The sequence below is a fragment of the Sphingobacterium sp. G1-14 genome, from assembly GCF_002196555.1.
In the GTDB taxonomy this organism is placed as follows: Bacteria; Bacteroidota; Bacteroidia; order Sphingobacteriales; family Sphingobacteriaceae; genus Sphingobacterium; species Sphingobacterium siyangense.
This window is the reverse complement of record NZ_CP021381.1, coordinates 2761778-2784253: the sequence shown is the minus strand read 5'-3', so window position 1 is coordinate 2784253 and position 22476 is coordinate 2761778. Positions and strand designations below refer to the sequence as shown.

Sequence of the window (22476 nt, the reverse complement as noted above, 5' to 3'; positions counted from 1 at the left end):
TTTATAATTTCACGTTTACACCAAAGCTTATGATCCGCTGTGCTGGATAGGCTGTACCTGATGAGATTTCTGGATCCAAGCGGCCATAGGGGGTAAAAGTGAACAGGTTTTGTGCGTTTGCAAAGACGCGTACCGAAGATAGCTTTGCGCGCTTTGTCCAATTGAAGGGCAATGTATAGCCGACATCCAGATTCCTTACCCGAAGATATTCGCCGGAACGGGTCCAGTAGCTCGAAATATTTTGTGTATTGGTCGGATCGGGTCCCAGCGTCAGCCTTGGATAAGTTGCAGCAGTACCGGTCTCCGGTGTCCAACGTCCCAGCATATAATCAAATCCCTGTCCGTCGCCAGTATTCCCAAAGGAATAATCCGTTTGTTGGTAACTACGGTTTAATACCCCCTGAAGCAATACACTAAAATCAAAGCCTGCGACATTGAATCCTAAGGTAGTGCCAAAATATACGAGTGGTTTTGTATTGCCAAGGGCCGTTTGATCGTACTGGTTGATAATACCGTCTCCATTCAGGTCCACCAGTTTTACATCACCAGGATACACCTTATTTCCCGATAACAAAGGTGCATTATCGGCTTCTTCCTGCGTTTGGATTAGCCCATCCGCACGGTAACCAAATGTCTGGCCTATGGGCATCCCCGTGCGCCTGTTCCAATTATATTGCTGAAAGACCTCGTTCATATACAGCACTTGGGTCTTCATCCGTGAGGCATTGGCGGTAATGAAATAGTTAAACTCACCGAAATTATTTTGATAGGTCAAAGTGATTTCCTGCCCCTCATAACGGTTTTTACCAATATTTTCATTCGGATACCCAATACCGATCAAGTCAATGGTCGATCCGCGCTGTTGCAATAAGTCAAAATAAGTATCTCTAAAATAGTCGGCTGTCAATTTCAGTCTTGAATGCCAAAAGGCAGCATCCAAACCGATGTTAAATTTATTTCCCTTTTCCCAGGTTCCTTCAATGTTGGCAAGCCCTTTTTCGATCAGGCTATTGGTGTAAGCATATTCTGAGCCGAAATCATAGCCGTTCGCTCCGTCTTGTCCATAAGAAGCTCGCCAGCTGTAATAACCTAGGGCGGCTTCGTTGGTATTTCCCGTCCGCCCAAATGTAGCGCGCCATTTCAGTTGAGAAAGCCAATCCGCTTTTTCCTTTAGAAAGTCTTCCTGCAGCATATCCCAGCCCAACCCAAAAGCATAAAACAGGCCATATTGGTTTCCCGGCATAAAACGATTGAATCCTGAATAATTTAAGGCTACTTCAGCAAAGTACTTATCCTGATAGACATAGTTTGCTGTCGCCGCAAAGTTGGTGTAGATCGCAGGTAAGTCAAACTGATAATTGGCCGTTTGCCTGTCCATAAACAGTTTGGCGCCGACACGATGTTTCCCACTCAGTTGTCTATCATACCCCAGTGCCCCCTGGAAATAGAAAAAATTTGCTGTCGACGTGGTCGCAAATGAATTAGGCTGGTCGGCTATCGTTCCATACCGTACATACACGAGCTCTTTTTGCTCGTTATAGCTTAAGTCATACACCGGCTGTTGGCGATTGCGGTCAATGAGGCTCGACGAGGTTGATGAAACATTTAGCTTACCCTTTGCGTACAGTCCGGGAACAAATTTGTCAAGCTTGTAATTAAAATCCAGATTAGCCAGCAGGTCCCTCGTATTGTCCAACAGATAACCTGATCCCGTCGCAAGCTGGTACAAATTGCTCCGGTACACGGAGGAACCACCATAAGATTGGTCGGGATTAAAAATTGGATACGCGTTGTTCGGTGTATTGTACAAAGTCGATAGGATCGTTCCTGTTTTTGCCCCCGGCTGTCTGCCATCCTGTATCTTTCCAAAAAACTGTAGTCCAATTGTTAAGTCATCAGTTACATCCACATCAATGGCACTATTGATGAGATAACGTTTATGCTGTACATTGGTCTCATAGTCAAATTTATCATCCGATTTAAATAGACCAGATTGGTTCAGGTAGCTTAGCGAAAGCGCATAACGTGCATTTTTGATTCCGCCCTTCACACCCAGGTTATATTTGGTGATCGGGTTATTGTCCCGCACGACAGCATCATACCAATTGACATCAGGGAAAAACAAGGAATTGGTTCCATCTCTAAAGGCCTTAAAATCGTCCGAACTATACACAGGTTGGCGCCCTGCATTGAGCAATGCTTCGTTATAGAGATACGCATACTGATAGGCGTTCAATGGCTGTGGCATTTTAAGCGATTGCTGAATTCCTGTTTGTGCTGTAAAGCTGATTCTTGGTGGTCCTGCCTGTCCTTTTTTCGTCGTTACCTGCAATATCCCTCTGGAACTCCGTTGTCCCAATAAAATGCTGGAAAGTGCATCTTTGACCACGGTCACCGATTCGATATTTTCGGGATCAATGGAATAGATATCCCGCTGTACACCGTCGATCATAGTCACCGGACTTTGTCCCCTTAAGTTGAAGCCGATTTCAGTATTATCACCGATGCTGGAACGGTATTTCACGGCATCCGAGGGAAGAGATCCCGCCAGATCATTAGCGGTAATTGCGGTCATGCTCGGTGACCGAAATCCGCTGACTTCCTGCGTAAACAGCCCCGGCAACCGGCCTGTAAGCGCTTTTAAATACAAGGATGTCGGTACATCTTTGATCTGACTGTTATAGACTACCGAAACGGATCCAAGGAGCTCCGAACTTTTCTTTTTTTCATAGCCTATACGCAAGGAGTCTGCACTTTGAAGTACGGCCGGCACCAAAGACACCAGTTTTTCGGCACCTCCCTTTATCCTCTTTCTATAATATCCCGGATATTCCACCCATAAGACTTCATGCGTAAGATGGCCTGACGGGGAAAAATCTCCATTTTCATCAGTCTCACCGACAAGCTGCCGCCCGGCGTCATAGACCTTAGCACCTGAAATCGGCTTACCATATTCATCCACAATTTTCGGAAATTTCCCTATCGCCCGCTTCTCATTCCCTGAGGCTGTCTCGGGGAGCCGTGGATACCAGCTGGCCTGCGCGGTCTGTTTATCGGCAATCACCAACAATACACCGACAACACTTAATTTTATATAATGGTTAAACATTTGTCATTCGTTTATTAGTTAGCAATCACTCACAGCGGAAGGTATATTTAAAAGGCTCATCCGTATTGCCATAACCGACACTTTTGGTTCCCGTAATGTCCGTATAGAAATATTCCAGCCGGGCGATATGTATATCTTTATCGACCTTAAAAAATCCACGTGGCCAGATATCAATAAGGTACTTTTTACCACCGACGTCCGTCAGTTTGGTATCTGCTGTCTGTTTCCTGATTTCAGCAATTAGCTTTCCTGACTCATCCATTGCCTTGACATGTAGATAGATGGCAGGCTCATGATCCAGCACCGTATTGGTAACCCCACCATCAAAAGTCAATGTAATGATATCGTTGTCCAGACTTTTGACCGGTTGTACCGTACCCAACTGTGGGTTGATAAAATCGATCAGATCGCCCTCACCATCGGTTACCTCGAAAGCATTTGAGAATGTAAACTTTTTATAATCTGTATCCTCCGGACGCAGATTTTCGATGGAAGAACCGATATAGAATCCCAAAGACAGCAACATATTTTCGGCTCCCACGTTACATTCGGCCTTCACCGTAAAATCGATATCTTCGTTATTGACAAAGGAATAGGCCTGTGTACTTCTAAAAACAATCCATTCCATATCATCCACCAGATTGGGGCCTATACCGAACATTTTCTTGGCGGCCTGATGCCAGCTCAGTCCCGATACAGGTTCGAGTTCGCTGTCCGGAATAATACGCATGGTGCCATCTCCCTTTGGACTGGTAAAGGACATGGTCAGGTTTTTACGCGCATTCCATCCCTTGGGTACCATTATACCCGCGACTAGCTGGGTGCTATAATTACCTCCCCCCTGGATACGGGGCTCGGCCCCGCACTTCATCGTGAACGTCACCCTTTCATTTGCTTTTGCAGATGTAGGCACAGCTACTGAGATGGCTTTAAGACCGCATTGAGCTAAGAATATGGCCAAAAATAGCCCCATTGCCCAGTAGATATATGTCGAATAATGTGTGTTCTTTTTCATATATAAATAATTTGTTCTTTAAAGGCCACATGGAATATCCATATTAATTCGTCGGTGCTTGTGTTTTCCAACCCTGGATATCTCATATTTCTCCGTTTAAACGTTCACAATCATATTGATAGGTGTTGCTGCTGCAACCCAGGCTCATCACTAAGCTGAGCTGGCGTTTGCCCTTGACTACAGGGAATTGAAATTTGAGGACCACCTCCTCTTTACCCTCGGTTGGACTAAGCACAACATTAAAGGGATACTGTGGATCATCCAGACGGTACTTTCCTGAGCCGCTGACCACAAAAGGTAGATTATCAGCTATGGTATAGGTTCCATCGGCATTGAAATCGATCTTAAAATTGTCCAATGCTAAACGCTTACTCAGGTCTTCACCGTTTCGGGTCAGCTGTATTACTTTCCAGTTTCCAGTAATATCTTTTTCGGCCTCCTCCTTGCGGATATTGCCGAGCTCATCTTTACAGGAGTTTATTCCCATACATAGGACCAGCATCAAGGACCATGAGCGTATCTTGTATATTTTCATCCGTTTAGTTTTTTTAATATCCTGGATTTTGAATCAAGTCTAAGGACTTCGCTACTTCAGATTGCGGGATGGGCCAGAGGTACATGCGTTTGTCAAAGACACGTTTTCGTACGTTGATGGTATTGTAGATTGTTCCCGCTGTTGTACGAACGGGTTCAGTCCCGTGCAGCTGTGTATTTTCCAATGATTCAGCCAACTTCCAACGGCGTACGTCAAAAAAACGATGTCCTTCAAAGGCCAGTTCTTTTTGTCGCTCATTCTGGATTATCTCACGCATGGCGACCTTATTTAGGCCAGTCGGCAATACAAAAGGATCCAACCCTGCCCTTTCTCGGATAGCCTCCACGGCTGCATAGACCTTCAGATCCGGGATCCCGAGCGATTCGTTGCGTGCTTCAGCATAGTTCAACAAAATTTCCGCATATCGGATAATTGGCAGACAGCGCGGCGTGTAGGTATTGAACCAATCCGCGGCTACATCCCGATTGACCATTTTATAGGTATAATACCCCGTAGGCGTGCCACGGTAAATGGCATCCTGCCCCGAAGTCACATTGTTTGGATTGGTCTTATCGATATAGATATTGACTGGTCTTCGGGCCAATCCATCCCGGTGGAAGACCATCGACTGATCCCTGGTTACGGTATTCGCTAAGCGGGGATCCCGGTTTTTATAGGGGTTTTTCGGATCGTATCCAGCATTGGGATCGTTAATAGGCAAACCATTACGCATCCCAAAAGCATCCACCGTTTCCAGATACGGATAAGCGCCGGGGTTGCTTACGCCAAAAGTTGGCGGATTCCAGATACCTTCAAGATCCCGGTTGGAATCTTGCATTCTAGCGAGGATATATTCTGAGTTTTTGCGCAATTGAAACAGCTGATAGAAGCCAAATCCAGGTTCGGGATCGTTATTGACATACAAACTGTAATGTCCCGATTCAATGACCTGCTCTGCTGCCGCTTCGGCCCGCTGCCAGCGTGTTTCATCCACAACGGGATAGGCAACGACATCCTTCAACGTCCCCTCTGTTGTCACTGGGCTGCCATTGAATAGCGGGCTCGCAGCATAAAGCAGTAAGCGAGATTTCAACCCATAACAGGCTGCTTTACTGATACGTCCATAGTCTTCGCCAGCATGTTCCCATGGAAGATCTTGCGCGGCAGCATCGCATTCAGCTGCAATATAGCTCACACATTCATCGAAAGTATTACGCTTAGCTGGGATGACATCACTTGCTGCGTAAACACTGTCTCCCATCAGTGGCACACCACCATAATGTTCCAATAAAATAAAGTAATAATAAGCTCTTAAAAACCGGGTCTCGGCTTTTACCCGCACCTTAATATTCGTACCAAAGCGTGCCCTATGCAGGTTTTTAAGCATAATATTTGCCCTACGAATATTAGTATAGGGTTTTGCCCAGGCATCATTGGTGATAATATTGGAGTTGACAGTACCCGTGGCAAACTGGATGAAGGTATTGATACTGCCGAGTCCAGCGCCTTCCGCTTCATCTGTACTGGCATCAAGCCCACCACCACCAAAGCGCTTAGGCCAAGTCGCAAACCCAATATCACCATATATTCCCGACAGGAAGTTAATGGTATACGTACTATCTGAAAAAACGACCTCTTCATTCAGATCTGAAGATTGTGTCTGATCTAAAAATCCCTGTTTACTACAAGCCGTACAGGCGAGGAAGGCCAGAGCACAAAATGTCAATTGGCTTTTGTTCATAATTTTTTGTAAAACAGTTAAATAATTGGTTATGCTATCATGATGTCAGCGAGCCTAGCCCGCTGGCATTAGTTTTTTCAAAAGATCTAATCGATCGAACTCAGGGAAAATGGCCTCGAAGCCGTAGAAATCCCCCTTTCATAATTGGGTTTATCGCCCATGACAAAATGAAGCTCGCCCCCTTTCAGCAGATCTTCATAACGAATAAAATTTTTGTCGTAGGCTGCTCCATTGAGTGTAGCTGATTGAATATAGACATGTTCCAGACTATTGTTATCCGCCTTGATGGTAAATGTTTTCCCATTATCGAGACTGATGGTCACTTTTTTGAATACTGGACTCCCAAACACATATTCATCGGTTCCGGGACAGACACTATAGATCCCCATAGCACTCAGTACATACCAGGAAGACATCTGCCCTTGGTCCTCATCACCCGGATACCCTTTTTCCGTCGCATTATAAAGGCGCGATGTCACCATACGAGCATATTTTTGTGCTTTCCAGGGTTGACCGCTGAAATTATACAGATACGGGACGTGCTGCGTCGGCTGGTTGCCATGCGCATACTGCCCCATTTTTGACAACAACATTTCACGCATTTCATGGATTTCCTGCTTATAGCTACCGTAGTTGACACGTTGCTCCATGGTGAAGAACGTATCCAGTTTTGCATTAAACTTATCCACCCCACCGATCAGGTTGATCAAGCCATTCACATCGTGCATCACCGACCAGGTATATTGCCAGGCATTTGCTTCGGTAAAAGGTCCACCCCATTCTACAGGATCAAAGGGTTCACGCCATTGCCCATTGTCCAGTCGGCCGCGCATAAAGTTTACCTGAGGATCAAATACATTCCTATAGTTGTACATCTGCCGGGCAAAGATATTTTCATAGAATTTGTTGCCCGTCGCCTTTGCCAGCTGATAAGCACAAAAGTCATCGTAGGCATATTCCAATGTCTTTGCCGTACTTTCGTGAATATCGCCATAAGGAACATACCCCTTGGTAAAATACGCCTTCCACCCTTCGCGCCCATTTGATCCACCCCACAATCCTTTATTGGTCGCTTCATGGTAATAGGCAGCCAGAGCACTGTCGGCATCGAAGGTTCGGATCCCCTTCACCCAGGCATCCGTCAATAACGAAATGGCATGATTGCCGATCATCACGCCGGACATCCCAGGATTGGACCAGGTCGGAAAAAATCCGGCCTGCTTTTGTGCATCTAACAAGGACTGCATATAACGCCCCTGCATCGCTGGATGCAAAAGGTTGCTCAGGGGGAATTGCCCACGAAAAGTATCCCAAAAGCCATTATCCGTAAACATGTACCCTTTATGAATCTTCCCATCATAAGGACTGAAATAGTAAGGGTTTCCCTCCTTATCCATTTCATAAAACTTACGTGAAAATAAGTTGGCCCTGAACATGCAGGAATAAAATGTTGCCATCTCCGCTTCCGTTCCCCCTTCTACGCGCACCCTGTTCAGCAATGCATTCCAGGTATCAAAAGCTTTCTTTTTACTTACCTCAAAAGTATTGTGCCCTTCCAGTTCGCGTTGAAAATTAAGATCTGCCTGCTGCGGACTGATATAGGATGAAGCAATCTTCACTTCCACTTTTACTCCGGGGCGGAATTCCAGATACCCACCTTTACCTTTCCCGGCATCATAGCGCTGCCCGGCCTGGATTGTGCCCTTGACATTTTCCCAGGTGCCGTAAGCTTTAAAATCCTGATCGAAGGTCAGCACAAAATAATTTTTCATATGCCCGGGCACAAAACGCCCATTATGCACATACCCCACAATCTTGCGTTCTTCGGGTATAATCTTGATCTCGCTATCGCCCAAAAAGCCATCCAATAGCAAGAACGCTTTTTCCTTTTTCGGGAAGCTAAAGCGCATATGCGCCCCTCTTTCCACTGGACTCAGTTCCGCCTTGATGCCGTTGTCAAAATTAACGGCATAATAATGCGGTTTGGCGATTTCATTTTCATGCTTAAAGGATAGCCCCCGGCGCTCCTCATTGACCTCCAGCTTTCCAATGCCCGGCATCAACGAAAAGACCATATAATCCCCCATCCAGGGACTACATTGGTGAACCTGTTGAAATCCACGTATGCGATTTGCTTTGTATTGATATTTCCAGCCATCTCCATTTTTCCCCGTTTGTGCTGAAAAGAAATGCACCGCAAAAGGCAATCCCACTGTTGGGTAGGTGTTTCCATAGGACAGGCTCCATTCAGAATCCGTTCCCTGGAGCGTACTCACGTACTTTACCAGGTCCACCTGCTGCGCGCGCGCCTGACTTAGCATCGCAAAAATCACTATCAGATAAATACATAATCTTCGTTTCATAATTACCGCTATTTAAATTTGTATCATCTTTAAAAGATGTTCGTTATTTTCAATGTTTCCTTTTCGGCATGACCATATTGCTTCCATAGCAGCTTCGCATTTTTCAATTGCTTTGCATAAGATTCCGTAAGCCGAACAAACTTTTCCTCGCCCGGCATCAGCGTAAAATAATTATCCGAAATCATGAGCGGCAAAATGCGTTCATTTGTTCCCGCATCGACAAGGCGCAAACGATTACCAAATGCGACTGTTGTTCCACGATTAAAAACCCGGAGCACAATACCTTCGGTACCCGCTTCTTTTTTATAGTCAAATTCAAGCTTGGCTTTCGGCAAACTCGCCAGGCTGGTATAATCCAGCTCTTTGCGGCCATTTCGCCAATAGAAATTTTCAGATAGCAAAACGCCCTTTCTATCCTTTAGGGTAAGTTTGATGAAGTGTACATCGGACAAGGCTGTAGCTCCTAGTTCGCCATCAAAATTTAGCCGAAAAACTTCCATCGCCACATTTGACTGTACAGTAGCGCTGGTTTGCAGACCATATTTTTTGATCTCCTGGCCATCCATGTCAAAGATCTGCGCCGAAACCCTTACTGAATCCAGGCTCTTTAAGCTTGTATTGATGACCTTGACACTATTGTTGGATGCATTCCATTGTATATGTACCGGTTCGCAGGCTTTTTTCGCCCCCCAGTAAGCGCCCGTTGCATCGTAATAGTAATCATAGGTCTGCCATACAAATGAAGGGTAGGCCGATTGGCTCATCCAGATCAGCATGCCTGCTGCGTCGTCCCAGAGCTTGTCGTTCCAGGCCTCATACATGCCCTTCATGACTTCGAGGTTAAGGTATTGCGCCTTTTCAGCAAATGCAGATAGGTCCATCGATTCGCCATACTGTTTATTGACCGCATCTTTATACTGGATAGGACTGGCGTTAGCAGCTTCCTTACCAAAAAAATGCCTATTCCAAACATTGTCATCTTCCGATTTGAGCTGTTCGTCCGTAGGTAGTGGCCAGAGCTTGTCCTTTGGGATAAACTTCACGATACTTTCATAATTGGGAAAAGTAGCCGTTCCGATTTCCGTACGTAGGCCATAACCGTAGTCGCTGCTATAAGGGTAAGGCGGATCGTTCCAGGCTAGGTTGCTTCCCGAAGTTTCAAAATGGTGCCGCGGTGGCTGGTTGCCCCACCATCCGCTTCCCGAAAGACCATCCTGATTGGAACTGGACTTATACAGCCGATCATTGTGGTCTTCCGACGCCACAATAGCACGCAGGTAATTATCCAATTCAGGTTTTGGACGCGTTTCATTGGCGCCGCACCAGATCGCGATGCTGGCATGATTTCGCAACCGTTTTACTTTATCGAGCGCATTTGCTTTAAAATCATCATCATTGGCTACATCGTTATACGCCACATAAAGCCAAAAATCGTCCCATACCATCATCCCGTAACGATCGCAATAATCATAGAAAGCATCGTCCGTGATCGAGCCCGTCCACAAACGGATCATATTATAGTTCATATCCTTATGTAACTTGATCTTGAGACCGTACTCTTCCCCTTGGCAGCGGAGCAAGTATTCGCTCATTCCCCAATTCCCACCTTTGAGATAGATCTTTTTTCCGTTGATATAGAAATTCAGCACTGGCCATCCCGCTTTATTGCGCACATAATGGTACTCATATTTACGGATTCCAAACTGAAACTCCTTCTGATCCGAGATCTCATCAGCAATTTTGACGGTAAGTGCACAACGATATAAATTCGGCTCCCCATAACCATTTGGCCACCATAGTAGCGGTTGTTTGATGAGAAATTCCTTTACCTCATTGCGGGTGATATATACCTTTTGGGTGCTGTTTGCAGCAACCTTCACTTTTTTAGAAAATCGGATATCCCCAGGCATAACGATTCCTTCGAGCGTTATTTCTTTGGCCTGATCGCCTGCATTTTTTAGATCGGTCGAAAAGTCCAGGTAGGCAAACTCGTTGCTTTCTAAGTCGGACCGCATCCAAGGATCTTCCATACTGACGTCGCCAGCAAAGTGCAGCGATACATTGCCAGTAATCCCAGCCAAACGTCCCGGCACATAAGGCATCCAGTCCCAGCCAGCCGCAGCCAAGTACGTGGGGCTTGACGTTACGCCAAAAGGTTCTTTTGCCGTACGTGTTTTCTTCTGGTCGGCATCGGTAATCAACACCGCGATTGCATTTTCCTGCCCCACACGCACGAGATCTGTGATATCAAATTTGCTGCGCAACATATGGCCACTGACATCTTTGGTAGAACCAGCTGTACCCGATAATTTCACGCCATTGCAGAAAAAATCGGCATAACGGTTGGTATTGTCAAAATGAATCCACACACGTTGCCCTTTTTTATAGTCTGCAGGCAGGCGAAAGCAAGTACGGTACCAGAACGGACGGTTGAATAACTGTTCATCCACGCGGTAGATGTTGTCTGAAAAATTGGGATCTGGTACCAGTCCTTGGTCCACATAAGCTGTGAAGACGACCCCCGGAACAATACCGCGCACAGGGTCTTTCATCCGAAAATTGGGTTGTGCTATTTCCTGCCCTGAATAAGGCAGATCCGACTGGGGCTTTATTTCCCAACGAATCGTAGGATTATCACTATTGAGCGAAATCTCGCGTACTTGACCATAGCCAACAAGAGCAAGCTGTAGGAATAGCAGTATATATACTAGTCTTTTTTTCATTTGATCCCCCAGTCTTTGTTTGGATTAGGCCCCATATAGAGTTCCAAAGTTGCCCCAGCCACCATATCTTTAAAGTCAATATAATTTCTAGCATAAGGCTTTCCGTTTAGGACTGCCCGCTGGATATATATATTATCCGCCGAATTATCGTGAGCGACAATGCGAAACCTTTTACCCGAGAAATAATTAGGATCCAGCTGAAAAGACAATTCCTGGAATATGGGACTTGTTATTTCAAAGCGTGTTGACCCCGGACAAGAGGGATGTATCCCCGAGGCGGCCAGCACATACCAGGCCGACATCTGTCCTACATCCTCATTTCCCACAATTCCCTCTACGGTATTACTATACGCTTTATCGCAGATGTAACGGGTCCATTTTTGGGTAAGGTAAGGCGCATCCAGATGATTGAACAAAAACGGAACTAAATGCACGGGCTCATTGGCGTGATTATAATAATCGTTCCAGCGCATATTTTCAGGTGTCTTCTCGAAAAAATCCGTTAGATCAGCTAAGGTCTTTTCTTTACCGCCCATCAACTGAATCATGCCTGGAATATCATGTGGCACAAACCAACCCTGCTGGTATGGGTTACTTTCAATCGTACCATACCATTCTTTGGTTCGCGCATTTTCGGGCCACTCTTCCCATGATCCATCATTTTTCCTTGGTCTGAACCAGCCTTTTTCCGGATCGAATATCTTCCGATAAGCTTGACTTTTGGCCAAATAAACGTGTTCTGTTTCCGTCTTGTTCAATCCTTTTGCCAGTTGTGCTATGCACCAGTCGGTGTATGCATATTCCAGCGTATTTGAGATGCTTAATGCTCCGGGGCTGTAACCTAAAGAATCATTGCCAAATCTTTTGGAGGTATTGATTGCAAAAGTTAATGCTTTTTGTGCGTCGTAATTGCGTATTCCTTTCGCATGGGCATCTGCCAGTACCGATAGCGCAGGATTACCGATCATGCAGCCTGAATACGCATTTAATAATTCCCAGCGTTCAAAATAACCCTTTCCAGATTCATCAGCCAGACTGATCAATGAATTGAGCTCATCATTTACTAAGCTGGGGTTAATCAATGTTTGCAACGGAAATTGTGACCGAAAAACATCCCATCCACTAAAAATCGTCCGTTTGGTAAATCCCTCATTACGGTGTATTCTGTTGTCACCACCCGTATAACGTCCGTCTACGTCCGTAAAGATGCGCGGATCAATCATGGTATGGTACAATGAGGTATAAAAGATCGTTTTCTGGTCTTCGGTACCGCCTTTAAGCGCAATTTTGGACAGCTGAGTATTCCACATTGCTCTGGCTTCATGACGGACTTGATCGAAATTCTTGCCTGCGATTTCCTTTTTAAAATTATTTTCGGCGCCCTGCATATCGACGAAAGAAATGCCGACCTGTAGATTGACCTGCTCGCCCTGTCGGGTTTCAAATTCGGAGAAAACGCCAAGGTGTTTGCCTTCCATTTCGTTTTTTCCGGGCCATACCTTCGCTTCGGCTATCTGATTTTGGTAGTGTATGGATTGTACATCCTCACGCTTACGCGTCCAGTTGTCGGGGATCTCTGCCGACCAAATACCATATTTTTTTAAGGGTTTATCAAAGCGTGCATAAAAGTAAACGGTATAATCTGCCTTACCGTCGCCATCGCCCCAGCCACCGCCCTCCGGCGTACAGTGCATCCATCCCTGAATACTATAGTCATCGACTTTCCGGACATATTGCTGTATTGCAGTGCCGCCAACGCGACGTGCCAGGTCGATCTGGATACGTGATTCCTTATTTTGCGGAAAGGTAAAACGAAGCATACCGCTATGTGGGGCAGCGGTAGCCTCCACCCGTATGTTATACCGTTCAAGATCAACAGCGTAGTATCCAGCTTGAGCAACCTCACTGGATTTGTCGTAGGATGAGCGGTAACCAGTCAACGTACCATCCTCCTTTCCGGCGATGGTATTCAACCTACCCGTGGTAGGCATCACCAGAAAATTTCCGAGATCGCCATACCAACCCACTCCACTCATCTGCGTGAAAGCAAAACCTTCCATACTGCGATGCTCGTAACTATATCCTGGGCTGTTATCACCGCCTGTAATCGTGTTAGGGCTCACCTGTACCATGCCATAGGGTGTCGTCGCCCCCGGAAAAGTCTTTCCCAAACCATGATACGTGCCTGCGGCGCCCACACTTGTACTCGCACCAATAAATGGATTGACATAGTCTGCTAAACTGGGAACAGGATGATATCGGCGACTAGCACACGATGTCGAAGACAGGATTAGCGCGATAACAAAACAAGATAGCAGTCCATATAATTTGTTCATATTGATTTATCGTTTCTTAGGTTCTATTTATTAATCTGAAAGGTTCTGATTCCGAATTTTGGCAGCTGCACCACAAAAGCCTTCCTCTTGTCATCTATCCTACTCAGGGGAATATTCCCCTTTTGCTCACCATTTAGCAGAACTTCCTGCAGCGAAGCCGCAGGAGAGTTTATGGCGACAGATGATGTGGCCTGTTTATTGCCCGTATTAAAGAGGCGTAAGCTAAGTTGTCCATGGTCCAGCTGCAAGGCCGAGATTTCCAGGTTATTATCAGAGATTGTGATCAGCTGACGATCGCTGAGTTTCAAATGGGGATGATAGCATGCCAGCAAGGGTTCGTTCCAGGCATTGCTTCGGTCTGCGATACGCGCTGTATTCCAGTTATTTTCATGTGGTATCAATGCATAGCGCATGTGTAATGGTTCAGTGATCTTATAATCCATCCCCCACAATCCCAAACCCGAGTATTGTGCAGTCAGACTCAATGGATACGCTTTACCATGGATGTATGACCCCGTATGGTCGGTCAGTATGGCGAGTCCATATTGGCTATTTTCATCATAGAGATCTACCCAGTTCAACACAACGTTATTCTTAATCTGATCCCACTGGCCAAAAAAAGTATCCTCTAAGCTACTTTCGGTGACGTCAAAAGGTGCATTTTTGGCTATTTTCCCCTGTTTCAAAGTTGAAGGAAACATGACTTTCAACTTATAGCGATCGTCCGTAAAAGCACGTCTGTTATCAGTCCATTTCTTTTGTTGCTTATATTCACCGATTCCCACATTGCCTTTCCAATCGATGGTCAGGTCCATATCGATGCTTTGCTGCCCTGCCACTAGAGACAGCAACTGAACAAAAGTATGCCCATTGATATTCCCTTTTACCTCCACCGTTGTTTTCAGCCCATCATCCTGTACGATAGTAAACACTACAGGGCTTTCCTTGGAAGAATAAAATTTCTCCTGCTCATAAAAATGCCCTGCGATTTCTCCCATCCGATATCCTCCATCTTGTGCAGCGAATTCCTTATGATTTGCATATTTGGCAATCAGACTCTTGATTGTTCCACCCTGCTTTTTGTCCAGCACAATCTTGTACAATTCATTTTCGAGAATACAATTGCCTTCGGTATCAAAGCGGACGATTTTTCGCCGTTCACGCGATTTAGATTGTCCCGGCTTAATGGGTTGAGCGGGCTTAAGCTGATAGGTAGCATAGCCGAAGCCATTCACCTCTGCTTCAAATTCCACGACCTTACCCTGATCCGTTTGACGGCACTGCACAGGCAATACCTGCTGTTTTCCTGTCCACACGGTGACATCATCCACATCTGCAGGTAAGCGCACCTGTACCCATTCCTTTCGGTGCCGGGCTAGCGTATTATAAACCCGGATATAGCCCAATTCCGAAATGGTACTCCGCGTGGAAGTGGCATAAGAAGCATTTGCCTGCTGGATCAATTGGTCCGCAATGTTCAGGGTATTGTTTGTCCACTTCTCGATCGCCTGCGCCCAAGTCTGGTCCTGATGCAACTTATTGTAAGGCACAATCCACGAGTCGTGGTGCTGGGCCATCATCAAGGTTCGCCAAGCTTCGTCAAGGCGTTTATGATCTGGTACAAACCCATGATCCATAAAAGCCATGGCACCGATTTTTTCAGCTTGCAGTATGCTGTTTTCCGCTTTGCGCACCTGTTGTGCAATACGTTGCAGCACTTGGCTCCCCCACATTAAGTTAACCAAAATATCCTCCTGCCCCATTTTCCAGCTGGGCACAGCTCGTCCGGCGGGGACCGACCGAAAATATTCCGTCCAGGTGGTGTAAAGCACCTGATTTTTCACCTGTTCGCCCGTTCCCATCCACGGACCATTTTTCCAACCTGCATCCTGGTAGCACATACCGACAGGATTCATAATTGCAGCATCATAACAACTCTTCCAATAGTCCGCAGTATTGGCCCAAGCCGTAGTCTGCCAGGTGGAGTTTTTTTCAAAAGCCTCATTTGCATAACGGGGTACTGTAAGGATTGCCGTACCATCGGGCCCTTCCCAATTCAGAAATTGACCACCATGTGCCCTGATGTAGCCTCCCCAGCAGGTATTTGGCGTTTTAAGTACCGCATATTGAAATCCGAATTGCCGAAGGATCTGGGGTAGACTGCTTGTAAAACAAGGTTCTTCCGCAGCATAAGTTGTAAAGTTGATTTCTGGAAAATGCGCGTGATATTTAGCCATGCCATAAGCAAATTGACGGATGATACTTTCACCAGAGATATTATACAGATAAGGTTGCGCATAGGTCGGATTTGTGAAATCCAGACGTGGATCCTTCGCCCATTCCTTCATGCGTGCATAGCCAGCAGGATCCTTAACCTTGACCGAATCCCAGGTCTCTGGCTCGATCTCAAGTCCAATTCGCCAGCTTGGTGATGCTTCCAGATGGTCGAGCATAAATGTCGTTACCCAAAATGGGTAGTGTCCGTAAACCCCGCCGTGATAACCATCGACAAAATAAGCTTGCTGTTGTCCCTTTAGTCCAGCTGCTGACGACAACACAATGAGCAAAATAACTGCTATTTTTTTCAACCCGGTCATGCCATTATTTTTTCAGCTGCACAAGACGCACAGAACGCTTAACAGGTTGATTTACTTCATTCATGCGCTGCTGTAGATCATCAATTTGGCTTTGCCAGGCCGCGCGTACTTCAGGATACATCGCTTTGGCATAGAGATCTCTTTTTGCACGCAACCAACCGTCTGTGGCCACATGTTGGTCCATGACCTCGATTGCCTTGCGATTGTCAGCATTCAACAATCCTTTTGGGAGAAAAAAATTATACTGCACCCAGGCCAGATCACGGAAGCGGCGTTCAATCTCCCAGCGTTCTTCATTGAGGAACATCACTTTCAAGGCCTGCTGATATTGTGGTGTCCGTGTCTGATTGGCCAGATTGATCCCTTTGTCGAGATCCGCAGCAGACCATACACCGATTTCCTGATCGTCAATCCATAAGGTGTAGTTTCCTTTAAGTCCCTTTACCTGCAAGACTTCCTGATTCATTTCATCCATAAAAGGGACGATCTTAACGGCATCGTGCTGACTATATTTAGCCCCCCAGCCTCTAGCGACTGTATCCATAGGATAAGGCAATGCCGCCGCTAGATAATCGAAACTGAGGTTATTTCCAGCTTTTTTGACATTTTCAACCGTACAGTTCTTTGCTTCTGTCACACGTTGCTTCGATGCGTCAATGCCCACTGTAGCTACCCCTTGACCAGCAAATCCCTGTGCTTTTAAGAATAAATAAGCCATGACCATATGCCCATTATTATCGGGGTGCACGCGGTCGCTTCCCGATATAGTGAAGGTTGGATCCTTTTGCTGAAAATTCGCATTGATTGCGCTGATGGACTGATTAAAATCATAGAATTCCCAGCCATTGCTTTTGGCCGATTCGCGCTGAAAATCTACAATGCGTTTCATAGCCTTATTTTTATTTTTAAAGGGCTTATTATCCTTGATCACCACATTTTCATCATAAGGCGTGCTTCCAAGCAATACCAGACGGGTATCGACCAACCCTTTGTATCTTTTTTCCATTTCCTTGTACCCATCATACGACTCTTTTACCTTGGTATCAGCGAAAATCTCCGGCTGATCACCGTTATATTCAAAATAGCCTGAATCGTTCATACCGAAAGTCGTGATCAATACCGTAGGCTGCTTGCTGAAAACGTCGCCATCCAATCTTCTGAGCATATCCACCACGCGATCGCCCCCGATTCCGGCGTTGAACACCTTCAATTTCATTTCTGGAAAACGTGTGAGGTAATACAGCCAGATATAGGCGTGGTAGTGCCCACCATCTGTAATACTATTTCCCAAAAAGACCACGCGATCGCCATCCTTAAAAGGCGAAATTTGTTGTGCAACAGTCCGGAGAGCTGTTCCCAAAGAGACGAGAACGATGAATCCTGCCAAAAAGATTTTTCTAGAATAATTTCCCATAAGATTAAAATTGTATCAGGTTGACGATAGGTAAAACGTAAATATAGATTTATCAAATTGGTATTGGTTCTATCGGCAGTCCCTTGGAAACAAATGTATAACGCAAGAGCCCTACTTGCAGCTGCAAGTAGGGCTCTTAGTAAACGATTAAAACACAGAAATCAAACTAAAACACTGAAAAACAAAAATTTACAAATAAGCAAGCAAAGTATTTTGGTAAATGATTTAGAATTGATTTGGGGATACTGCACCCAGTTTTCGTACTTTTTCTTCGAAATGTTCAGCATCATTGATCGCCTTACTCTTTACTTTGCTTTTATAGTTATAGATGGTTTGCATCGAATAACGTAGAAATATAGCGATCTGGTTCACATCAGATATTCCCAATCGAATCAGCGCAAAAATGCGGAGCTCGGTATTGAGTTTATCCTTTTTCAGCTGGTACTGTTCATCTGGCCGGAGCAGGCTATTAAATTCATCGACAAAATTGGGATATACCTCTAGAAACGTACGGTCAAAATCAGTATAAAGATCTTGCGCATATTTTTCAAGTGATGCATTGGAGGAGGTAAGTTGCTGCAGGTCCTCGAGCTGACGGCTTTTGACTTTACGGTACACATTTTTCCTGAAATCATCTAATTTGTCTAGGTACACCGCACACTGATTGAGGTAATAGCCGATATAACGTTCACGCACGAGGTTGGCCTCGTCCAGTTTATGGTTGACGAGCGTCAGTTGCTCATTGGTCATATTGAGTTTCTTTCGAGCACGGGATACGATCCTCATCTGTTTAAATAAGAAATAGAGTGTGAGGATCAAAATAATCGCAAATATGCTGATTACGATCGCGTACAAACGTAGGTTTTTCCGTTGTTGGTCGATTTTGGCCAGATAGGTCGCTTCGATAATAGGCTGCGTACGTGCAATCACGGTATTGCGGAAGCGCGAATTGTAGTAATTGGCATCGTCCAGGGCAGCCTGAATATAGGTAAAAGCTCTGTTTACATCCCCTTTTTTGTTCAAGTAAATCGCCAAAGTCAATAAGGACTCGTTTTCCTTAATCGCCAGGCGTACATCTGTTATTGCAGCCATGATCAGATATTCTTCTACCAGCTGCATTTCGCCGAGTTCTCTAGCAATCATAGCAAGACCCATGGCAGCCATTCCATAACCGTGTGTATCACTTTTTTCCTTTTTAAATAAATGCAACTGAATATCCCTAGACTCTTTAAACATACCGGCTGCTTTGAGTTTAAATGCTTTCTCCTTGAGGTACATATCCGATTTTGGATCAAGCAGTCCCATGAGGCTATTCCTAGATTTGGCGATTTCGCTTTCGTACTGCCTATTGTAATTATCGTGGTCAGTATATTTGATCAAGTTTTCATAATAACGGATACAGCTCCAGTGGTAGATGACCTTGAGGTGCTGAGGCAGCCCATCATAATCGATTTGCTTCAGTACCTCCCATGCCTGGGTAAACAATCCAGAGATGGAAAGAACAAAAGCCAATTTGACTTGGCTTTCGGTCATGAGCTTCTGATCGTTCAATTGTTTGGCTATTGCGATATTGCGACCGATATAGGCGAGCGAAGAATCACAGTTTAAGGTTTGATATTCAAAAATTAGCTGATTTTGGATCTCATAGCGATCTTTGGCTGCTGAGTGATTTCTCAACCGATCTTTGATTGAATCAATCTGACGAATCTTGGTATCTAAATAAACTGTACGATTATTTATAGCTTTATCCAAGACTTGCAGTAAGGAATCTATTTTGCTTGCCTGTAATGGTGTACAGTAAGCTATCGCAAAAATGCATAGAAGAATAAGTTGTTTCGCTTTCACTAGGTTATTATAATTGATCACCGTCACTCAAATATAAACAAAAATTTATTGGTAAAAACCCAAGCTTATATCGTTAACTTTATTTCTTTTACTCATAAACTGCTGAATTTTGCCGCCGACCTGCCAGTAATAATGCAAAAAAATTCTTTTCTATCTGATCACGAACGAATACCAAAATTGATAACAGTACAATATGTCGAAGCCTTACAAAAGTTAGGCGCACCCGTAGATACGCCTAAATTACATTCGTTCACCGCTTTCGTTTGCCTAACTTCGCCAATAATCTACTTGTAGCAAAACTGATCAAGGTGCCTAAAGCGGCTGTCATAGCAGTCTGCAGCACATCGCCCAGCGAGATACTGGCCCAGATGGAGCATATCGTGCCCCCGAAGGCTGATATACGAATATCATTCCATCGCATCAGCTTCGCTCCTTTCTTTGGGCAACTTTTGCACCTTGGAATTTTCGATCGGAGAATCCGAAAATGCGGAAGATTCGTCGCTTGATTTTTGCCCAATGGCATCATCAGTAGAACTTTCAGGGGGCGACTTCTCCTCTTCCATAACTGTTTCCAATATCCCCAGACCCACAGCGATATATTTCAAGATGCTACCCGCCTTTCCGGGCCATTTAACGGGAGCCGCAAGAACCACTTGCAGCACCTTTCCTATTTTTTTTAAGATTTTTTTCATGATATTTACTTATATAGGATGCTTCAGATCGTCCATCCTATCACCAAAAACAGTTTCGATAAATATGAAGGGCCGAGAATAGAAAATATAGCTTTCTGACTGTCAAGCTTTGGTGGAATGACACAAAAAAAGCAATGATCTACTCCGGCCCTTCATTTAGCGAATATTCAAATACACTTCTGCATCCTGATCCCAAAGACTGTACACCAGTGCTTTAAGTTTTGCCAAGGCCTTGCCGCTGTAATCTCCTCTCCCTTCACCCGTTAGTACCGTTACCGGGGCAATGCAGCCCTGCAGCTCTTTCAAAGCATTGTTGGCGGCATGGATCAGAATTGCTTCACGGCCGAGCACCATCGGGATGCCGATCTGTTCGCCATGCTTGGGGTAACGCCGTTTCTCCAGCTTGTACCGACCTAATGGAATACAGCTTATCCGCGGAATGTTATTTCTGTCGGGCAGCTCGATGGTATGACAGATTTCTTCACCCTGATACGTAATGGTACCGTTGGTTCCCTGTGCTCCATATTTGCGTTGGAGCAGCAGAGTGTGTTGAATAGCCATATTTAGCTAATGGATAGTTTGCCCAGATAGAAACTCGGAGAGGTCTTGACACCATCCTCATGACCGGTAAATACCCAACCTTCCAGCGTGTCACCCGAGTAGCTGGCAGGTAGCTTGAAACTCAGGCTTGCTTCTTCGCGAGTCGCAGACTCTAGGATACTGAAGAAATTCTTGTTGCTGTTGTACATCAACAGAATAACCGAATCACCAGCGAAAGCGTTAAACTTATTGAGCTCCGCCTCCCATGTCAACGTGATCTCCTGCGGAAAAGCTTCTGACCATTCGGCACCCATCAGATTTGCTAATGAGCCCTTGGAAATAAGCACCTTCCCATAATCTATTTCCCATGCTGGGTAAGTGCCTTTGATGCCCCCATAGTTCATGAGATATTGCAGCGCCTTGTTGTATCCTGTAGCTTTGCCCTGCAATTTGTCCGAATAGCCCAGGTTGAGTAAATCCTTGATCGGAGAAAGAAAAGCTACTGCCGTTGCGAATTTTGTACGCTGTGCGACCTGTCCTTCACTCGCTTTTTTGTTTGTAATCTTGGAGAGCGAGCGGACATAATCCACACCTCTCCAACTGCTTCCTATTACACTTCCCACTTTCCCAGAGTAGGCCCCGTGTATACCTTTTAAGAATCTTGCCATGTTTATACATGTTTGATTAATAAATAATTACGACTGTCATGAGCAGTCTTTGTTTTGCTAGCGAGAGCTAAATTAAGGCGACTTTTTTTTGTAGGCGAACAAGTACAGGGAATGATATTATACGGCAGGCAGTGCTGTCATTGCCTGTCAACTTTAACAAATAGGCAGATGCTCGGCTGTCCTTTGGGTAGTTATGGGATTGCCTTCGGGAGGTATTCGGCACAGATTGCAGACAGCTTCGACACAGCCTCGGCTGCTGTTCGGGTATTGTTCGGGTGCTGCTCGGCTGGGAGTCGAAGCCAAGTCGAAGAGTTGCCGAAGCTCGCCCGAAGGAGCGTCGAACATGTCCCCTAGCTGTGTCGGAGCAGAGCCGAAGGAAAGCCACAAAGTTCCCGAACCTCTGCCGAACCATACCGACGTGAAAGACCTTGTGTTTGCCGGCTCTCTGAAAATTAAAAAGGAGCCGAAAAGGCCCCTCTTTGACAACTCGCTATATCCGCCCCTTCCGCCTGCTTTCTTCCAGTTGCTGGTGTAAATCCGACAGGTAATAATAGTGCCGCTTGCCCAGCTTCCTCGGCCTGAGCTTTCCTTCACGGACCAGCCGGTAATACTTCGATTCTGAAATACCCAATTTATCGAGTACATGAGCGATATCGAGCATATGATCCAGTCCGTCGGCTGTATCCAATGTTTCAGCCGGAATCTTATTCATTTCTTCCGTTATATGCTTCAATATCGCTTTCAGTAAGGAGGTTATGACCTCCAAAAGGTCACATATGCGATTCAGTAAATTTAACATAACCATGCAATTAGACATGCTGGTCGCCGAAACAAGCCGCTTTGCACAATGGGCATTGTGCAGGGGCTCCATCACCACAGCGTTAAACAATACATCCAT

The 22476-nt window shown here is 45.4% G+C and carries 14 protein-coding genes; all 14 read right to left on the bottom strand.

What is annotated here, in order from left to right; all coding sequences use genetic code 11:
- Window position 1: 1 nt before the first annotated feature.
- The 14 genes from CBM24_RS11585 to CBM24_RS11520 all read right to left on the bottom strand — a co-directional run bounded on the left by CBM24_RS11585 (window position 2) and on the right by CBM24_RS11520 (window position 22476).
- Window positions 2-3109, bottom strand: coding sequence for a SusC/RagA family TonB-linked outer membrane protein (locus CBM24_RS11585; protein WP_088161355.1), 3108 nt, complete (start codon window positions 3107-3109; stop codon window positions 2-4).
- A gap of 25 nt (window positions 3110-3134) precedes the next feature.
- Complete coding sequence (locus CBM24_RS11580) at window positions 3135-4124, bottom strand: DUF4961 domain-containing protein (RefSeq protein ID WP_088161354.1); 990 nt, start codon at window positions 4122-4124, stop codon at window positions 3135-3137.
- An 82-nt stretch (window positions 4125-4206) separates the two neighbouring features.
- Window positions 4207-4659 carry a DUF5004 domain-containing protein gene (locus CBM24_RS11575; protein ID WP_232475764.1) on the bottom strand — a complete coding sequence of 151 codons (453 nt, stop codon included), beginning with the start codon at window positions 4657-4659 and terminating at the stop codon, window positions 4207-4209.
- Window positions 4660-4672: 13 nt separating this feature from the next.
- Window positions 4673-6400 (bottom strand): RagB/SusD family nutrient uptake outer membrane protein, encoded by a 1728-nt coding sequence (locus CBM24_RS11570; protein ID WP_088161353.1) that lies wholly within the window; start codon window positions 6398-6400, stop codon window positions 4673-4675.
- A gap of 86 nt (window positions 6401-6486) precedes the next feature.
- On the bottom strand, window positions 6487-8763 hold the full coding sequence (locus CBM24_RS11565) for a GH92 family glycosyl hydrolase (protein ID WP_088161352.1): 2277 nt from the start codon (window positions 8761-8763) through the stop codon (window positions 6487-6489).
- Between the two features lie 29 nt (window positions 8764-8792).
- Window positions 8793-11486: a glycosyl hydrolase 2 galactose-binding domain-containing protein gene (locus tag CBM24_RS11560; protein WP_088161351.1), complete on the bottom strand. Its 2694-nt coding sequence runs from the start codon at window positions 11484-11486 to the stop codon at window positions 8793-8795.
- Complete coding sequence (locus tag CBM24_RS11555) at window positions 11483-13822, bottom strand: GH92 family glycosyl hydrolase (RefSeq protein ID WP_088161350.1); 2340 nt, start codon at window positions 13820-13822, stop codon at window positions 11483-11485. The genes CBM24_RS11560 and CBM24_RS11555 overlap by 4 nt, the downstream gene beginning before the upstream one ends.
- 23 nt (window positions 13823-13845) lie before the next feature.
- Entirely contained in the window at window positions 13846-16419 is a 2574-nt protein-coding gene (locus tag CBM24_RS11550; protein ID WP_088161349.1) for a glycoside hydrolase family 38 C-terminal domain-containing protein, read from the bottom strand.
- A gap of 4 nt (window positions 16420-16423) precedes the next feature.
- A complete protein-coding gene (locus CBM24_RS11545; protein WP_088161348.1) occupies window positions 16424-17833 on the bottom strand; it encodes an SGNH/GDSL hydrolase family protein in 1410 nt (469 codons plus the stop codon).
- Between the two features lie 225 nt (window positions 17834-18058).
- Complete coding sequence (locus CBM24_RS11540) at window positions 18059-19699, bottom strand: DUF6377 domain-containing protein (RefSeq protein WP_198386098.1); 1641 nt, start codon at window positions 19697-19699, stop codon at window positions 18059-18061.
- A 386-nt stretch (window positions 19700-20085) separates the two neighbouring features.
- Window positions 20086-20370, bottom strand: a complete 285-nt coding sequence (locus CBM24_RS11535; RefSeq protein WP_088161347.1) for a hypothetical protein — start codon at window positions 20368-20370, stop codon at window positions 20086-20088.
- Between the two features lie 156 nt (window positions 20371-20526).
- The gene (locus CBM24_RS11530) at window positions 20527-20931 is read right to left on the bottom strand and encodes a DUF5675 family protein (protein ID WP_088161346.1); all 405 of its coding nucleotides are present in this window, start codon (window positions 20929-20931) and stop codon (window positions 20527-20529) included.
- A 2-nt stretch (window positions 20932-20933) separates the two neighbouring features.
- A complete protein-coding gene (locus tag CBM24_RS11525) occupies window positions 20934-21578 on the bottom strand; it encodes a DUF6266 family protein (protein WP_088161345.1) in 645 nt (214 codons plus the stop codon).
- Window positions 21579-22068: 490 nt separating this feature from the next.
- Window positions 22069-22476 carry a helix-turn-helix transcriptional regulator gene (locus tag CBM24_RS11520; RefSeq protein WP_157698441.1) on the bottom strand — a complete coding sequence of 136 codons (408 nt, stop codon included), beginning with the start codon at window positions 22474-22476 and terminating at the stop codon, window positions 22069-22071.